A 15,173-nucleotide genomic window follows, 5' to 3' on the forward strand; every position below is an offset into this window, starting at 1 on the left:
GAAATTCAAAGTAAAGGATAGAGAGTATCGCCGGTCGCGGGATCGAACACAAACAACCGATCGAGATCCAGTTGTATGGGGATGCGATCGCCCGCCCGCAGACTCAATTCTGGCGCTGCATAAAAACTTATATGCACTCCCGATTCCGCTAAAATCCCACGAATTAAAGTCTCTCTTCCCAGGGGTTCTATCACCTTTATTTCCACAAAAAGCGGATAGCGATCGTTTTCTTTAATATCCCCCACTCTAATATTTTCTGCCCGAATACCCATATCCAAACTTTGTCCTTCTCTGAGTTGTAACTTTTCGCGAATAATTGCCGGACAAGCTAAAAATTGCTCGCCTAACTTAAAGCTATCTCCCGCATAAGTTGCAGACAAAATATTCATGGGCGGACTACCCAAAAATGTCGCGATCGTTCTGTTGGCAGGACGCGCATAAACTGTTTGCGGTTCGCCAACTTGTTGAATTTTACCTCGATTCAACACGACAATTTTGTCAGCTAGCGTCATCGCCTCAACTTGGTCGTGCGTAACGTAAATCGTAGTAATTCCTACGCGCTGGTGCAATTGTTTTAACTCTGCCCTCGTATCATCTCGCAATTGGGCATCTAAATTAGATAAAGGTTCATCTAATAGAAAAACTTTCGGTTCGCGTGCGATCGCCCTTCCCAAGGCTACCCGTTGTTGCTGTCCTCCCGATAACTGTTTGGGTTTCCGATCTAACAGGTGAAAAATATCGAGCGATCGCGCCACTTTTTCCACCCTTTCTCTCATTGCTTTCCGGTCAAATTTTCGCATTTGCAACCCAAAAGCCAGATTTTCCGCCACCGTCATATGCGGATAAAGGGCGTAATTTTGGAACACCATCGCCACATCTCTTTGCCTGGGGGGGATATCGTTCACCAAAGTATCGCCAATATAAAGATTACCGCTGGTGGCAGTTTCCAATCCCGCAATAGTTCTCAGAATTGTAGACTTGCCGCAACCGGATGGCCCTACCAAAACCCAAAATTCCCCATCGGGAACTTCAAAAGTAATATCTGCGATCGCGGTAGAGTTATTAAACCGTCTCGTTATTTTTTCTAATTTAACGTTTGCCATTTGGTGATTGATATTTATTAATTGAGGAGCAGTAATTAGTTATTTTTCTGCCCGATGTTCAATGCCCCATTAGCCAGATATTCCAATTCTGATACCACTCGTTCCAATTCGTCAATCAGAGGCGATGACCAAACTTTGCGAAATGCCTCCACTAAAGCGCGATAATACCAAAGAGTACCTTCCCTACCTCCGTAGAAGCGCCCCCACACTGACTCGCCCAATATTCGATAATCTTTCAAAATTGACCGGGCATTATACAGTTTATCGGATGCCGAGACTAATAACACCGATCGCTCAGCTGTGGGAATGTGGGCAATATAATCCTCTTTGCGCTGTCGCCAAGGGGGTTTGGGCGTGGTGTCGGCGTCTGTGCAACCATCCACAATTTCAGTTACCGTATCTCCAAAACGGCGACGAATTTCTTCTCGCGTGGCAGCACCGCCTTGGTCTTCAATGGCATCGTGGAGTAAAGCGGAAATGGCTTCATCTTCATTCGCCCCATATTCCAAGGCTATGCTGGCGACACCCAGCAAATGGGAAATGTAAGGAACGCCGCTGCCTTTGCGGACTTGGTTGGCGTGCAGTTCGGTGGCAAAAACGAGTGCTTCTGTGAAGCGTTCGGAAAGAACCATTGCAATTTTTTGTTTGATTTTCGATCGATTCTACCTTACTAATTCGACAATTAACAATAGCAAATATTATTAAATAGATGACAATCTCTAAATCGAAAAATTTTGCTATTAAACAGAAGATATAAACTGATGCAGAAGCTGTCAGCAATAGCAATAGAATTACTATCAAAATCAGCCCCGACATCGATTTGGCTCTAGCTCTGCGTCTGAAACGATAGTATAAGGTGTAGGCGTTGTCGATTTCTAAACTAACGATGTCAGGAAATACCCTTGGCTTGAGCGCTCAATTCTATAATTACCTGTTATCTGCCTCTTTACGGGAGCCGGATATTCTGCGCCGTCTGCGAGAAGAAACTGCCAATCATCCTGGTGCCGCAATGCAGGTTGCGCCAGAACAAGGTCAGTTTTTAGCGCTATTAGTGCAATTGATGGGAGCGAAGAAAACGCTGGAAGTGGGCGTTTTTACTGGTTATAGCTCGCTTTCTGTGGCTTTGGCACTACCTCCAGATGGCAAGATTGTTGCTTGCGATATTAGCGCGGAACACACATCAATCGCTCGTCGCTATTGGCAGCAAGCTGGGGTGGCGGATAAGATCGATCTGCGAGTAGCACCTGCGCTGGATACCTTGGATCGTTTATTAGCAGATGGACAGGCATCTACGTTTGATTTTGCGTTCATCGATGCGGACAAGGCAAATTATGAGAATTATTATGAGCGATCGCTCCAACTTGTTCGTCCCGGTGGTTTGATTGCAGTTGATAATGTCTTGTGGTACGGACGAGTTGCCTATCCTCAAGATCCAGATAAAATTACGCAGATTATGCGAGCTTACAATGAAAAATTGCATCGGGACGAACGAGTTTTCCTCAGTGTCGTTCCCATCGGCGATGGATTGAGCTTAGCGCTGAAGCGATGAGGCGATCGAACGCTCGCGATCGCCTCATCCCCTATTAGCATGATGTGGATAGCGCGGATATAGACATACAAAATAATCCGCGCTCATCTGTGTATTCTCCCACAGGCTAACTTCAAATCTCTTAATTATTGGTAATATTGTTGCTCGATCCAAATCCGCATTTCCGTGTCGGAAGAGGCAGAAACATGACGACCTGTAACCGGATCGTAAGCGTGCCATTCGCTATTACCAGAGCGATCGCTCTTATGCCAAACTTGCAGCTCGTTTCCATTCACAATAACTTTCAGCAGAGCCTGCCAAATTTTGTTAAGAAATAAGAATTTTTTGGGAGTAGCTTCTTTCAGTTCGCTCTCCGTATTATCCCTTAAGTAGTTTTGTCGATCGTGGAAAAAAGGTGTAGCTAATTTCATACAAATCTCCCTATAAGTAAGACTAAGTTTATTAGCTTAATTTCACTCTAACCTTGTTGCAATTAAACAACCATACAGAACTTGCATAGCTTGTATGAATAAAATCGATAGATAGAGGGTAAAATAATTTTGCGGCTTTTGCGAAGATGCAAACCCCTTGCACAACCTTTATGAATGAAGGCAATAGAAGCAATATTAAGCTTTCCCAGCTTCGTGTGTTAGTTGCGGTAGCAGACTGCGGCAACTTCAGCGCAGCAGCGCTGCATATGGAGATGTCCCAGTCGGCAGTCAGTCATGCGATCGCTTCCCTGGAGGAAGATTTAGGTGTGGTGTTACTTTCCAGGGGGCGTCACGGGGCCCATCTCACCCCTGTTGGCGATCGCATCACAGCTCATGCACGTAAAGTGCTACAGCTTTTGGAAGCGATCGGCAAAGAAGCTAACTTAGAAAAAGGCTTAGAAGGCGGTAGCCTGCGAATCGCCTGTTTTCGTAGCGTCGCAACTCACATCCTACCAACAGCGATCTCCCGATTTCGCCACTGCTTTCCCAATATCACCATCAGTATTACTGAAAACGACACTTTCCCAAGTATCGAACAAGCTTTGCGGGAAGGTTATGCCGATATTGGTTTCACCTATTTACCCACCAGCAATGAATTTGAAACTTGGGAAATTCTGCGAGATGATTACATTCTACTGCTGCCACCAACAACTAAATTGAGAAATAATCAAGTTACTTGGCAAGAATTAGCTAAATATCCATTAATTGTCAGTTCCATACCTCCCTGCAATGCCTTGACTCGCAAATGTTTGTCCATTACAGAATACCCCCTCAATATTGCTTACGAAATCAGGGAAGATTCAACCATTGTCAGCATGGTTCAACAAGGTTTGGGAGCTGCTATTCTCCCTCGTCTTGCTGCCGAACCCGTACCCCCCGGTGTGGGAGTGTGCAGTTTGCCGGCACATTTAGAAAGGGTAATTGGGGTAGCTATTTTGGCAAATGCGCTTCATTCTCCAGCAGTTTATGCGTTTTTAGATGCGCTTAGGAATACGGGTCGATTTGCTGAAAAAACTGCTGTATGATGGGAAAGGATAGGTGGCGATCGCACCAATCAAAATTCTATCTTATCTGTTGTTTAAACCTAAATCAAAAATCAAATTTTATGTTATATAATACAAATAGGTAGAATTCGCTCGTTGCTAGCTAATCATAACTATAATGTCTGTAGCGCTTAAGAATTGGACTATTATGAAAAGTGCATTGGATATCGCTCGGTACTTTCTGTACCGTGTCGATCGAGATGCAGGCGATACAATTTCTCCTCTCAAGCTTCAAAAACTTGTCTATTATGCTCAGGCTTGGAGTTTGGTACTGCGAGATAAGCCAATTTTTCAGGAGGATATTCAGGCTTGGGTTCATGGGCCTGCTGTATATGAAGTTTGGGACGCCTATAAAGATTTCCGACATGGAGCTATTCCAGAACCGCAAGAAGAACTACCAGAATTTGAAGAAGACGAACTGGAAGTACTTGAGGAAGTTTGGACTGCTTATGGGGAATTGAGTGCCAAACGACTTGAAGACTTGACTCATTCAGAAGCTCCTTGGATTAATGCTCGTAAGGGTTTAGAGCCTGCCAAAAAATCATCAAATGTTATATCGCATGAGGATATGAAAGCTTATTACACCTCTTTTTTGGAGGAGTAGTGGGAAAGTCTCGTATAAAAAAGCCTTCAGGAGCAAGTTCCTCACGCAAAATTCCTGAGTCAGCTTTGGCTCATCCAACAAGCTCGGAGAACGCAGACGAACAACACCCTAGCTTTAGGTTTGAGCATACTGATGAAAATCGCTGGCGTTTATCGGAGTGGCAACCATCAGAAATTGAGGATTTGATACGAGCGCTAAAAAAAATCGAGAGATACACATGGGCGCAAATAAAAAGCCAAGGCTCGAAACAACGTGGGGGTTCTGTAGGCTGCGGATATAAGCTAATTACCAATCATCCAAAGCTACCTGAAAGCGTCAGCGATGATGTTAAACTTTCGGAAATGCGGGTTGATGAAAGAAAGCGTATTTTTGGTTTTCGCGTTGGTTCCGTTTACTACATTGTGTGGTTTGACAGAGACCATAGTGTGTGTCCAGAGTGATAAGTCAATGGAAGAGCTATAAGTATTCAAACAGACATGATATTAGACTTCATTAAAATACTCCGGATATCGTACAGTACCGCTGATATTTTTCAGTGCGTCGGGTTGAAGTTCCAGCACCATAAACGCTTCATCGGGAACTGGAAAAGGTGCTTGCACGCCGAATTCGCTAGCTGTCTGGAAACCAAAACGGCGATAATATTGCGGTTCGCCAAGAACGACAACTATACTGTGATTTAATTCCCGACATTTTGATAAACCAGTATGTACCAACTGGGTGCCAATACCTTGACGCTGATGTGCAGGTGTGACGGCTAAGGGTGCGAGTGCGATCGCGCTACTTATCTGTCCTTGTGCTTCAATAGTAATAGGACTGAATAAAATGTGACCCAGCACATTTTCATTCTGTTTTGCGACGATCGAGAGTGCGGGAATGAAATTCGGAGAGTTGCGGATCGTTTCTACGAGTTGGGCTTCATTTGGACGACCGAAAGCAGCTGTCACTACTTTCCGAATTTTGACTGTATCGTTGTTTGTTTCGCTCGAAAAATTGACCATAATATTATGCTTGCACAAACCTAATTTTTGAGGTAAATATGACTTCACAACCTGTTTTAAATATACCGCGATCGCCCTTAGATGGAGCGATCGAAATTGTCGCCGTTGCCGGAATTGCGTTTAACCTCATATACCTCATCGTTAATTGGGCTGCCATGCCCGATATTATTCCCATTCATTTTGATGTGTTTGGCAAGGTAGATTCGATGGGTAGCAAGTTGACTATCTTGCTTTTTCCGAGCCTCAGCCTATTGTTTTATATCTTGTTGACAGTAGTAAATCGGTTTCCCCATACATTTAATTATCCTGTACCGATAACAGAGCAAAATGCTTACAGACAATATGAGATAGCTTTACGTCTGATGAAATGGATGAAAATGCAACTAATCTGGTTATTTGCATTTATTGAATGGCAAATTATCCAGGCAGCAATACGGAAAGAGTTTGTGCTGAATATAGGATTTTTGTTGGTGATTATTTTGGTTATTTTTGCCACTGTGGGGTATTATCTCTGGCAAGCATATCAGAATCGATGATGCACCGCATTTTGGGCACGACCGGAAGGTGCGTTACGCAGAAGCTAACGCATTCTACGTTACTTGGTGGGCAGTGCCCACCCTACGCTAAAAAAACTGCCAATTGAAAAAGCTGCACACAACCTGCGTCAGATAAAAAGGACTGTAGCACGATCGAACTGTAGATTAGTGCATTCGGTATCTGACCGTTTCTGATATGGAAAGCAAACTAACTGCCTTACCAGAAGATTTACAGGTAGTTCCCGTCCAGTCTGGGATTAACTATTTAGAAAAGCCGCCAGTCAATGTCCTCCTACTCAAAGAGTTGCATCGCATCGGCAGCCATCACTATCGGTTAGCGATATTTATCTTTTTCTATATAATTGCCGTTGGTGGTATATTTCTGCTAGTGGAGGCGATCGCAACTCCTTGGCGCTACATTGCCTGTCTGCCATTGTACCTTCTCGCGGCTGCTTCTTTACACGGTATCAGCTTATTTACACATGAAGGAGTGCATGGCGTACTATCAAATCACCCACATTGGAACAGAATTTTAAGTATCCTGTGCGCTTTGCCAGTACTGCAAAACTATTCAGCTTACAAAGTCCTACACCTCAAGCATCACAAGGATTTAGGTTTAGAAGGCGATCCCGATCGTTACAAAAATTATACCCAGTGGAACTGGTTGGTCTTCCTGATGTACTGGGGAAGGTTGTTAATTGGCTATCCAGTATATATCATCGCAATTCCGATATTGGGATTTCGCCAAGGTCAGAGAAAAGATCGAATTTGTATTGCGATCGAACTGGCTTTGCTGGGATTGTTGGTAACGGCAGTTTTCCTATCCCCCATTCCCAAGTGGCTACTAATTCAAGCTTGGCTGATTCCCATGTTATTTATTAACACAATGGTCAACATTCGCGGGATGAGTCAACACACTTTATTAGAAGACGAATCGGATCTAATTAGAGGTACGCGCACTATTCTTACCAATCCCGTCACCCGATTCTTTATGTGTAATGAAAACTATCATTTAGAACATCACTTATATCCAGCAGTACCTTGGTACAATTTACCGCGTTTGCATCAGGAACTCAAACAAGAATTAACATTGCGCGGCGCACCTTACATCTCTTCCTACTTCGCCTTTGTGCGCGATTTCATCATGGCCAGTTTTCGCCGCACCAAAGTCGGTAGCGTTGCGATCGGGGAGCGGGGGAGAAAATGTTCGTAGACTCAGATCTTGCACCAGGGTAATCACCTTAGTTTCTTGCCAATTAAATTTTTACCACAGATGAAGACAGATGAACACAGATGAACACAGATAAGAGTGCGATTTTTTTAGGCAACCATGCAACCGGACATCAGATGAGTAGATAAACTTTTGCCTAGAGATTCCAAAAGAGCCAGATTTATTGAAGTGGAGGTCAATTATGCAAATATTAGAAGACAAACCTTTTGCCATTGAAGATTTTCCGATCGCACCCTCCCTAATTTGGGAAGATTTAATCGCCATTCCCACCTTAGAAGCCGCCGTGTTGCGGGTAGCAGCAGTTTACGATTTTCGTCGCCATCCTTATATAATCTGGATGCAAAGCAACTCCACATCCCGCGACGCTTTTCGCCGCAGTCAATTACCATTTCGATTTGCAGTCGAATCTTTTTCCCAAGCACTTGCAGCTGTGTTGGCGCGGACACCACTGCTGGAGGCGCGACTACCCTTGGCGGAAAATGTGGCGGAGGAACACGGACACGGAGAACGTCTGCGTTCTCATAAATACACATTTCGTCAATATCTGCGTGCGTTGGGTGCAACCGCCGCCGAATTGGAAACTGCTTGCAGCACAAACGTTCTGGCCTTCAATCAGTCTATTTTGACTTACTGCTTAACCCAACCGGGAGAAGTTGGTGCGGCAATGCTGGGTATCATTGAGTACCTGTACGTGGGGATTAGCGGATCGATCGCACATACGCTGCGCGATCGCGCTTGGACAGCACCCGGTAGCCAATCCCACTATGCAGTACACGAAAAACTCGACACCGAACACGCCAGAGATTTACTGATCTTAGCAGAACCAGCCTGGAATGAGCCGCGTTCTCGCGTTCTTGTGGCACAAGGACTTGTTCTCGGCGCACACTATTTTTGGAGTCTTTATCGTGATTTGCAGCCCTCCCTCTGAAATTGCTTTTTCCCAAGTGCGGGAAGACCCTACAATTGAGTTGCGTGCGATCGAGCATTTAGCCGCAAAACAAGGTCATCCGTTGCGAGTCTTGCTAATTGCTTCCGGTGGCTGTACAGTACTCAGTTTGCTTTCCTGTTCTGCTGTGGCGCTGGTGGAAGCTGTCGATCTCAATCCCGCCCAACTGCATCTGGTGGAGTTACGCAGACAGGCATTATTGTATCTATCTCTCGATGAGCAGTTAAAGTTAATTGGGGCAGATTTAACGGCGACTGAGGACGATCGCATATCGATTTACGCACAATTGCGATCGCAACTTCCAGAAACTACGCGGGTGTTTTGGGATGCGCGACAATCACAAATTGGCTTTGGTGTCAATCGCGTCGGGCGTTTTGAGCAGTTATTTCGGGAACTGTCCGCCCATTTTGCAGATGATGGAATAGATCCGCTGACTTCTCCAGAAAATGCGATCGCACATCCCCGGTGGCGAACTATTTTTGAGACTGTGTTTGAAAGAGGAAAACTGGCACGCACTTTTGGAGAAGCGGCGGTGAACTATTCAATGGAACGCAGTTTCGGCGAGCATTTTGCGGATATGTTTGCAATTGCTTTGCAGCGATTTGTGCCGAGTGAAAATTACTTTTTGACGCAAGTTTGGGCCGATCGCTACAGCGATGGAGTGGATGGAGTTCCCCTTTATTTGCAGCCATCTGTGCAAAATAAGATTCGTTATTTGGGAACTGATCGACTGGGACTGCATCAAGGTGCATTTGTTGAAGTAATGCCGCAATTAGCAAGAGAAAATAAATTTGACTTGATTCAGTTTTCTAATATTTCTGACTGGATGCCTTTATCCGATCTACACAATATGTTGGCAAGTGCTGTGAGTTGTTTGCAACCGGGTGGTATGCTAATTGGACGGCGACTCAATGGCGATCTCGATTTGGCAGCCGTTATGGAGGAGTGTGTTTTAGTCGATCGTCAGTTTAGCACCGAGTTGCTGACATCAGACCGTTCGTTTTTTTATCGAGAAGTTGTTGTTGGGGTGAAGGAATAGATTTTTTGCCAAAGTTTAAGATGTCGGATTTTTCACCACAGATATCCACAGATGAACACAGATGAACACAGATATCTCCAAGAAATAATTTCAACCTCTTTTACATCCGTAGGGGTGAAGCTTCAGGGGCGACAATTTATATTGAAAAACCTAGATTTTATATACAAATGCTTCATTTCATACCCTTACGCATCGGTTGCCTAAAAAAATAGCGATAATATCTGTGTTCATCTGTGTTCATCTTCCTTCATCTGTGGTTAAATTTTAACCAAGGATGACGACGGCAGAAAATTCGCGATATCACCCCCCCAAGATCTCCAAATACACCCTAAGCGATAATTTCTTTGTTGGAGATGTCTAATAGACATCTCCAGGGAATAATTTCAAAGGCAGGCAAGATGCCTACCCCACAAGAATTTTTGGAGAGGTCTAATGAAAATTCACCGCATTGCATATGAGGAACGATCGCATTTTCAACCCGGTATCGTGGCGATCGAACAAGCTGCTATTTATCCGCTGGGGGATGATTTTTTCCAAATTGACCACGGCAAAGATTATTTTGCTTTTTTCGATCGCTTGGGTGAAGTAAATTACTATGTCGCTGTCGATGTTTCCGATCGCAGCGTTGCAGGTGTTGGGGCGGGTGTGCTGCGCCAAGTTCCCTACTGTCAAGGCGAGGAAGTCCGTCCGGCTTGGTATCTGTGCGATTTGAAAGTTCATCCGGATTACCAACGTCAACACCTTTCCCTGCGACTGCTGCGCCACGCCCTTGATGGTAATATTTTTCGTTGCGATCGCGGATATACTATTTCTATGAATAAGGGCGATCGCACTCCCAATCGTCTGGTAAGCGTTCTGGAACGATTTAGTCCGGTAAAATTTAGCCGCACAGCTACACTATTAATATACAGTTTGGATGCAGAAAATATGCGCCGCTACTCATCCCTACTTGTGGAACATCGCGGCAATATTTCCTATCTATCGCTGCGGGGTATAAAAGATTTAAAACTGCAAAGTACCGCAGAATACTTGCCTTTGCTGCACGTCCAGTGGGGTGCGATCGCATCGACAGGCATTTCGCAGCCTGTACCGGGGTATGTGCATATGTTCTGCGTGCCAGAAAATGACGATTTGGCACAAGCGCTTGTAACTGAAGGCATCTTTCCCACAGCAACTGCTAGTGTAGTCAGTCACGGTATGGATAAATGCGATTGGCGTTTTATTTTAACTAGCGATATTTGAGATTTCGTTACATTTTTGGTAACAGAGAGATCGATCGGCTAAATTTAGCTTAGCTTCTTTTTAAGTTGGGTTTCGTACCTCAACCCAACCTACAAATCTACTAACCCCTAACCCCTAATCCCTAACCCCTAACCCCTAACCCCTAACCCCTAACCCCTAATCCCTAACCCCTAATCCCTAACCCCTAACCCCTAACCCCTAACCCCTAGCCTCGGAAAAAGCCATGCCAAAACTCACTCGCATTTTATTCGCTACAGCCCTAACCTTGAGCATCTTGTGTTTTCCTCTCAAAGCTTTTGCCAAAGCGAAAATTCAGATGGCCATCCTGCTCGATTCTAGCAATAGTATGGATGGACTGATCGACCAAACGCGGACGCAAATCTGGCAAATAGTTAATTCTTTGTCTAAAGTAACTAAAGATGGCGAAGCACCGGAGTTAGAAGTCGCTCTTTACCATTACGGTAACGATAGTTTACCGTCCCAAGAAGGTTTTGTGAGACTTTTAACTGGATTTACTTCTGAGTTAGATTTGGTTTCTGAAAAGCTATTTAGTATCCAAACTAACGGGGGTCAAGAATATGCCGGTTGGGTAATTCGATCGGCTATGCAGCAATTAAACTGGAGTAAAGACAAAGAAGATTTTCGCGTTATTTTTATTGCGGGTAACGAACCTTTCGATCAAGGGCCGGTACGTTGGAGTCAAGCTGTCAATCTCGCTGTGAATGGAGATATACTCGTTAATACGATCTACTGCGGTGCGGCGGAAAGTCAGGAGCGACAACTTTGGGCTTCGGGAGCTACTTTAGCAAAGGGCAGTCACTTCAATATTAACCAAGACAAAAAGATTGAATTTATTAAGTCGCCTTACGATGAGCAAATTGCTACTTTGAATGCACAACTCAATCAAACTTACATTCCCTATGGTGCGAGAGGAGCAGCCGGACAAGAACGTCAGGCTATTGAAGACCGTAACTCAGCTGAAAATATAGCATCTCGCGGTGTATCGAAAGCTTCTCAATATTATAATAATGCTTCTTGGGATTTAATTGATGCTCTCGATCGAGGTATCGTTACCCTTGAACAATTATCAGATGATGCTTTGCCGCCAGCTATGCGGGGTATGAGTTTAGGGCAAAAACGCGAGTATGTAGCGAGAAAGAAAGCGGAAAGAGCGCGAATTCAAGCCACAATTCGCGAGTTATCTCAAAAACGCGACGAATATGTGCAAAAACAGCGCCAAGCTAATGTCAATAGTGGCGAGAATACGCTGGATTATGTCATGATTCAAAGTCTCCGCCAGCAATTAGCTGCTAAAGGGTTTAAGCTACAATAAAATTTCTTAGGTACGTTGTTGCGCTTCAGCGCTCTTATCCGGAGGGCTGAAGCGCAACAACGTACCTTAGATCGCGAATGACTCTTCGTTGATGATCTTCAATCGATCGACATCTGTTTGCAGATATTCTGACAATTCTATTTTGACTGGTTGAATTTGCCAAATATCTTCACAATAATCGCTAATCGATCGATCGGAAGAAAATTTGCCCATCCGCGCTACATTTAAAATGGCCATCCGCGTCCAGTTTTCTACATCTCGGTAAGCTTGACTGACTTGTTCTTGGCATTCTATATAAGAGCGATAGTCTGCCAATAGCATATATTCATCGCGATGCAATAGGGTATCTAACAAAGGTTTAAACAAATTGGCATCGCCGTGAGAGAAGAAGCCGGAAGAAATGCGATCGATCGCCAATTTCAATTCTGGGTCGCGGTTGTAATAATACATCGGGTCGTAGCCCTGCGCTTTTTTGGCATACACTTCTTCTGCGGTTAATCCAAACAGGAAGAAATTTTCTTCTCCTACTTCTTCGCGGATTTCCACATTCGCGCCATCTAAGGTGCCAATAGTGAGCGCCCCATTCAGAGCAAATTTCATGTTTCCAGTTCCAGAAGCTTCCTTTCCGGCTGTAGAAATTTGTTCCGATAAATCCGCCGCCGGATAAACTCGTTGGGCAAATTTAACGCTGTAATCTTCCAGAAAAACAACTTTCAGTCGTCCTCTGACATCCGGGTCGCGGTTGACTACTTCACCGATCGAATTGATTAATTTGATAGTCAACTTGGCGATGTAATAACCTGGGGCTGCTTTGCCGCCGAATAGGAAAGTGCGCGGCGTAATATCAATATTGGGATTTGCCTTGATGCGGTTGTACAGGGTAATGATGTGCAGCGCATTTAAGTGCTGGCGCTTGTATTCGTGGAAGCGTTTGGCTTGAATATCAAACAAGGAATTGGCATCGACATCAATACCGTTTTTGGCTTTGATATATTCAGCTAAATCTTGCTTGATTGCTTGTTTGATTTGCCGGAATTTATGGCGAAATTCTACATCTTCTGCAAAAGCTTCTAACTGGCGAAGTTCGTGCAAATTTTTGATCCAGGTGTTGCCAATTTTGCTGTCAATAAGTTCGCACAGTCGGGGATTGCTCAATACCATGAAACGGCGCGGGGTGATGCCATTTGTCTTGTTGTTGAACTTCTCCGGATACATTTCGTAGAAGTCGTGCAAGACATCTTTTTGCAGCAGTTCGGTGTGCAATTGCGCCACCCCATTAATCGCAAAGCTGCCTACGCAAGCCAAATTGGCCATGCGGATGTAGCGTTCGCCGCTTTCGTCAATGAGGGACATTCGTTTGAGTCGATCGAAATCATCGGGAAACTTGATCCGCACATCGTCGAGGAAACGACCGTTAATTTCATAAATAATTTGCAGGTGTCGGGGCAATAGTTCCCCAAACAAGCCCAGAGGCCATTTTTCTAAGGCTTCTGGTAAGAGGGTATGGTTGGTATAAGCGAAAGCTTTGGTAGTAATCTCCCAAGCTTGTTCCCACTCCATTCCGTATTCGTCCACTAACAATCGCATCAATTCGGCGACGGCGATCGAAGGATGGGTATCATTGAGTTGAATGACAAATTTTTCGTGGAATTTTTCCAAGGGAATCTTTTGCCCTTTCATAATCCGAATCATGTCTTGCAGGGAACATGACACGAAAAAGATTTGCTGCGCCAACCGCAATTTTTTACCTTGGGATACGTTGTCGTTGGGGTAGAGGACTTTCGAGAGATTCTCGGAAGTCATCTTGGCTTGCACGGCTTTTACGTAATCGCCTGAGTTGAAGGCTTCAAAATCGAAGGATTCCGGTGCTTCCGCTGCCCACAATCTTAAGGTATTGGCAGTGTTGACTTTGTATCCTAAAATGGGTGTGTCGTAGGGGATGCCTTTGACAACTTGGAAGGGAATCCAGCGGACTCGGTAGCGATCGTTCTCGTCAACATAAGATTCTGTATGACCGCCCAGTTTCACTTCTACTGACCATTCCGGACGGGCGACATCCCACGGATTGCCGAAGCGCAACCATTTGTCCGTGATTTCGACTTGCCAGCCATCTTGAATTTTTTGCTCGAAAATACCGAATTCGTAACGAATGCCGTAACCTAGAGAGGGAATCTCCAAGCTGGCCATCGAATCGAGGTAACAGGCAGCTAATCGCCCCAAACCGCCATTACCCAGTCCGGGTTCTTCTTCTTGTTCGAGTAATTCGTAGAAGTCGAGTCCCAATTCTTCAATGGCTTGTTTAACTTGGTCGTAGATACCCAAATTGATCAGGTTGTTACCCAGGTGTGGGCCCATGAGGAATTCTGCGGAAAGATAGCAAACCGTCCGCGAACCGTTTTTTGTGTAAGTTTCGGCAGTGTCTACCCAGCGTTTGAATAAGCGATCGCGCACTGTGTAAGCTAATGCCATGTAGCAATCGTTTTTCGTCGCAATCCCGGAAAACTTGCCTTGTACGTAGAAAAGGTTATCCAAGAACCCTCGTTTGAGCGCTTCAATGCTCAATCCCGTGCGATCGTCTTCTACCTGAATAATTGGCTTACATTCGAGGACTGGATTAGGTACAGTTTGCATAGCTCTTATCCTTTAGGATTTTAGATTTTGGCTGGCTCTGAGTATAGAATTTGTTGACCCAAAATCGATCCAAAATCATATTTTCTCTATATTGCCTGCCTTTTTCGGTAACCATTTACACATACAGTGCGTAAAGTCAAGAAAGGGGCTAGGGGTTAGGGGTTAGGGGCTAGGGAAGAGGGAAGAAGGAGAGGGAAAAGGGAAGAGGGAAGAAGGAGAGGGAAAAGGGAAGAGGGAAGAAGGAGAGGGAAAAGGGAAGAGGGAAGAAGGAGAGGGAAAAGGGAAAAGGGAAGAAGGAGAGGGAAAAGGGAAGAGGGAAGAAGGAGAGGGAAAAGGGAAAAGGGAAAATATTACTCCCTTCCCGGTGCAAGATTATGTATCTTTTAGCTTATCCCCCACTCCCCCACTCCCCTCTTCTCCAGCCCCTAATCCCTAGCCCCTAGCCCCT

General features: G+C 44.8%; 15 protein-coding genes. 10 read left to right on the plus strand and 5 right to left on the minus strand.

The window, feature by feature from the left end; all coding sequences use genetic code 11:
- Positions 1-5 precede the first annotated feature (5 nt).
- Together H6G03_RS11765 and H6G03_RS11770 are read right to left on the minus strand one after the other, a co-directional pair.
- Positions 6-1,103, minus strand: a complete 1,098-nt coding sequence (locus H6G03_RS11765) for an ABC transporter ATP-binding protein (RefSeq protein WP_190464562.1) — start codon at positions 1,101-1,103, stop codon at positions 6-8.
- A gap of 35 nt (positions 1,104-1,138) precedes the next feature.
- On the minus strand, positions 1,139-1,735 hold the full coding sequence (locus H6G03_RS11770) for an HD domain-containing protein (protein ID WP_190464563.1): 597 nt from the start codon (positions 1,733-1,735) through the stop codon (positions 1,139-1,141).
- Positions 1,736-1,989: 254 nt separating this feature from the next.
- Here H6G03_RS11770 and H6G03_RS11775 point away from each other — a divergent pair, with 254 nt between their 5' ends.
- Positions 1,990-2,652 carry a class I SAM-dependent methyltransferase gene (locus H6G03_RS11775; protein ID WP_190464564.1) on the plus strand — a complete coding sequence of 221 codons (663 nt, stop codon included), beginning with the start codon at positions 1,990-1,992 and terminating at the stop codon, positions 2,650-2,652.
- 125 nt (positions 2,653-2,777) lie between these two features.
- On the opposite strand, the gene H6G03_RS11780 is transcribed toward H6G03_RS11775, so the two are convergent.
- Positions 2,778-3,062, minus strand: a complete 285-nt coding sequence (locus H6G03_RS11780; RefSeq protein ID WP_199315261.1) for a hypothetical protein — start codon at positions 3,060-3,062, stop codon at positions 2,778-2,780.
- Between the two features lie 170 nt (positions 3,063-3,232).
- On the opposite strand from H6G03_RS11780, the gene H6G03_RS11785 reads away from it, so the two are divergent.
- The 3 genes from H6G03_RS11785 (at position 3,233) to H6G03_RS37950 (ending at position 5,209) form a co-directional block, all read left to right on the plus strand.
- Positions 3,233-4,147 carry a LysR family transcriptional regulator gene (locus H6G03_RS11785; protein WP_190464565.1) on the plus strand — a complete coding sequence of 305 codons (915 nt, stop codon included), beginning with the start codon at positions 3,233-3,235 and terminating at the stop codon, positions 4,145-4,147.
- Between the two features lie 166 nt (positions 4,148-4,313).
- Complete coding sequence (locus H6G03_RS11790) at positions 4,314-4,769, plus strand: Panacea domain-containing protein (RefSeq protein ID WP_190464566.1); 456 nt, start codon at positions 4,314-4,316, stop codon at positions 4,767-4,769.
- Positions 4,769-5,209: an MAG6450 family protein gene (locus H6G03_RS37950; RefSeq protein ID WP_242057045.1), complete on the plus strand. Its 441-nt coding sequence runs from the start codon at positions 4,769-4,771 to the stop codon at positions 5,207-5,209. Before H6G03_RS11790 ends, H6G03_RS37950 begins: the two co-directional genes overlap by 1 nt.
- 42 nt (positions 5,210-5,251) lie before the next feature.
- On the opposite strand, the gene H6G03_RS11800 is transcribed toward H6G03_RS37950, so the two are convergent.
- Positions 5,252-5,767: a GNAT family N-acetyltransferase gene (locus H6G03_RS11800; RefSeq protein WP_190464567.1), complete on the minus strand. Its 516-nt coding sequence runs from the start codon at positions 5,765-5,767 to the stop codon at positions 5,252-5,254.
- Positions 5,768-5,805: 38 nt separating this feature from the next.
- Here H6G03_RS11800 and H6G03_RS11805 point away from each other — a divergent pair, with 38 nt between their 5' ends.
- The 6 genes from H6G03_RS11805 (at position 5,806) to H6G03_RS11830 (ending at position 12,094) form a co-directional block, all read left to right on the plus strand.
- Positions 5,806-6,303 (plus strand): DUF1648 domain-containing protein, encoded by a 498-nt coding sequence (locus H6G03_RS11805; RefSeq protein WP_190464568.1) that lies wholly within the window; start codon positions 5,806-5,808, stop codon positions 6,301-6,303.
- Positions 6,304-6,499: 196 nt separating this feature from the next.
- Positions 6,500-7,516, plus strand: a complete 1,017-nt coding sequence (locus H6G03_RS11810; RefSeq protein ID WP_190464569.1) for a fatty acid desaturase family protein — start codon at positions 6,500-6,502, stop codon at positions 7,514-7,516.
- Between the two features lie 199 nt (positions 7,517-7,715).
- Positions 7,716-8,462, plus strand: coding sequence for an iron-containing redox enzyme family protein (locus H6G03_RS11815; protein ID WP_190464570.1), 747 nt, complete (start codon positions 7,716-7,718; stop codon positions 8,460-8,462).
- Positions 8,440-9,519, plus strand: a complete 1,080-nt coding sequence (locus tag H6G03_RS11820) for a DUF3419 family protein (RefSeq protein WP_190464571.1) — start codon at positions 8,440-8,442, stop codon at positions 9,517-9,519. Before H6G03_RS11815 ends, H6G03_RS11820 begins: the two co-directional genes overlap by 23 nt.
- A gap of 432 nt (positions 9,520-9,951) precedes the next feature.
- Positions 9,952-10,761 (plus strand): GNAT family N-acetyltransferase, encoded by an 810-nt coding sequence (locus tag H6G03_RS11825; RefSeq protein ID WP_190464572.1) that lies wholly within the window; start codon positions 9,952-9,954, stop codon positions 10,759-10,761.
- Positions 10,762-10,984: 223 nt separating this feature from the next.
- Positions 10,985-12,094 carry a vWA domain-containing protein gene (locus H6G03_RS11830; protein WP_190464573.1) on the plus strand — a complete coding sequence of 370 codons (1,110 nt, stop codon included), beginning with the start codon at positions 10,985-10,987 and terminating at the stop codon, positions 12,092-12,094.
- Positions 12,095-12,160: 66 nt separating this feature from the next.
- Here the strand turns inward: H6G03_RS11830 and H6G03_RS11835 are convergent, their stop codons facing one another.
- The gene (locus tag H6G03_RS11835) at positions 12,161-14,725 is read right to left on the minus strand and encodes a glycogen/starch/alpha-glucan phosphorylase (RefSeq protein WP_190464574.1); all 2,565 of its coding nucleotides are present in this window, start codon (positions 14,723-14,725) and stop codon (positions 12,161-12,163) included.
- Between the last annotated feature and the right edge of the window lie 448 nt (positions 14,726-15,173).

Origin of the sequence: Aerosakkonema funiforme FACHB-1375 (assembly GCF_014696265.1) — a bacterium.
In the GTDB taxonomy this organism is placed as follows: domain Bacteria; phylum Cyanobacteriota; class Cyanobacteriia; order Cyanobacteriales; family Aerosakkonemataceae; genus Aerosakkonema; species Aerosakkonema funiforme_A.

Bases quoted from the DNA above. Each gene is read 5' to 3' on its own strand.
- H6G03_RS11830 (WP_190464573.1), top strand. From the start codon at position 10,985: ATGCCAAAACTCACTCGCATTTTATTCGCTACAGCCCTAACCTTGAGC.
- H6G03_RS11835 (WP_190464574.1), bottom strand. From the start codon at position 14,725: ATGCAAACTGTACCTAATCCAGTCCTCGAATGTAAGCCAATTATTCAG.
- H6G03_RS11790 (WP_190464566.1), top strand. From the start codon at position 4,314: ATGAAAAGTGCATTGGATATCGCTCGGTACTTTCTGTACCGTGTCGAT.
- H6G03_RS11805 (WP_190464568.1), top strand. From the start codon at position 5,806: ATGACTTCACAACCTGTTTTAAATATACCGCGATCGCCCTTAGATGGA.
- H6G03_RS11800 (WP_190464567.1), bottom strand. From the start codon at position 5,767: ATGGTCAATTTTTCGAGCGAAACAAACAACGATACAGTCAAAATTCGG.
- H6G03_RS11770 (WP_190464563.1), bottom strand. From the start codon at position 1,735: ATGGTTCTTTCCGAACGCTTCACAGAAGCACTCGTTTTTGCCACCGAA.
- H6G03_RS11785 (WP_190464565.1), top strand. From the start codon at position 3,233: ATGAATGAAGGCAATAGAAGCAATATTAAGCTTTCCCAGCTTCGTGTG.
- H6G03_RS11815 (WP_190464570.1), top strand. From the start codon at position 7,716: ATGCAAATATTAGAAGACAAACCTTTTGCCATTGAAGATTTTCCGATC.
- H6G03_RS11775 (WP_190464564.1), top strand. From the start codon at position 1,990: ATGTCAGGAAATACCCTTGGCTTGAGCGCTCAATTCTATAATTACCTG.
- H6G03_RS11780 (WP_199315261.1), bottom strand. From the start codon at position 3,062: ATGAAATTAGCTACACCTTTTTTCCACGATCGACAAAACTACTTAAGG.
- H6G03_RS11810 (WP_190464569.1), top strand. From the start codon at position 6,500: ATGGAAAGCAAACTAACTGCCTTACCAGAAGATTTACAGGTAGTTCCC.
- H6G03_RS11825 (WP_190464572.1), top strand. From the start codon at position 9,952: ATGAAAATTCACCGCATTGCATATGAGGAACGATCGCATTTTCAACCC.
- H6G03_RS11765 (WP_190464562.1), bottom strand. From the start codon at position 1,103: ATGGCAAACGTTAAATTAGAAAAAATAACGAGACGGTTTAATAACTCT.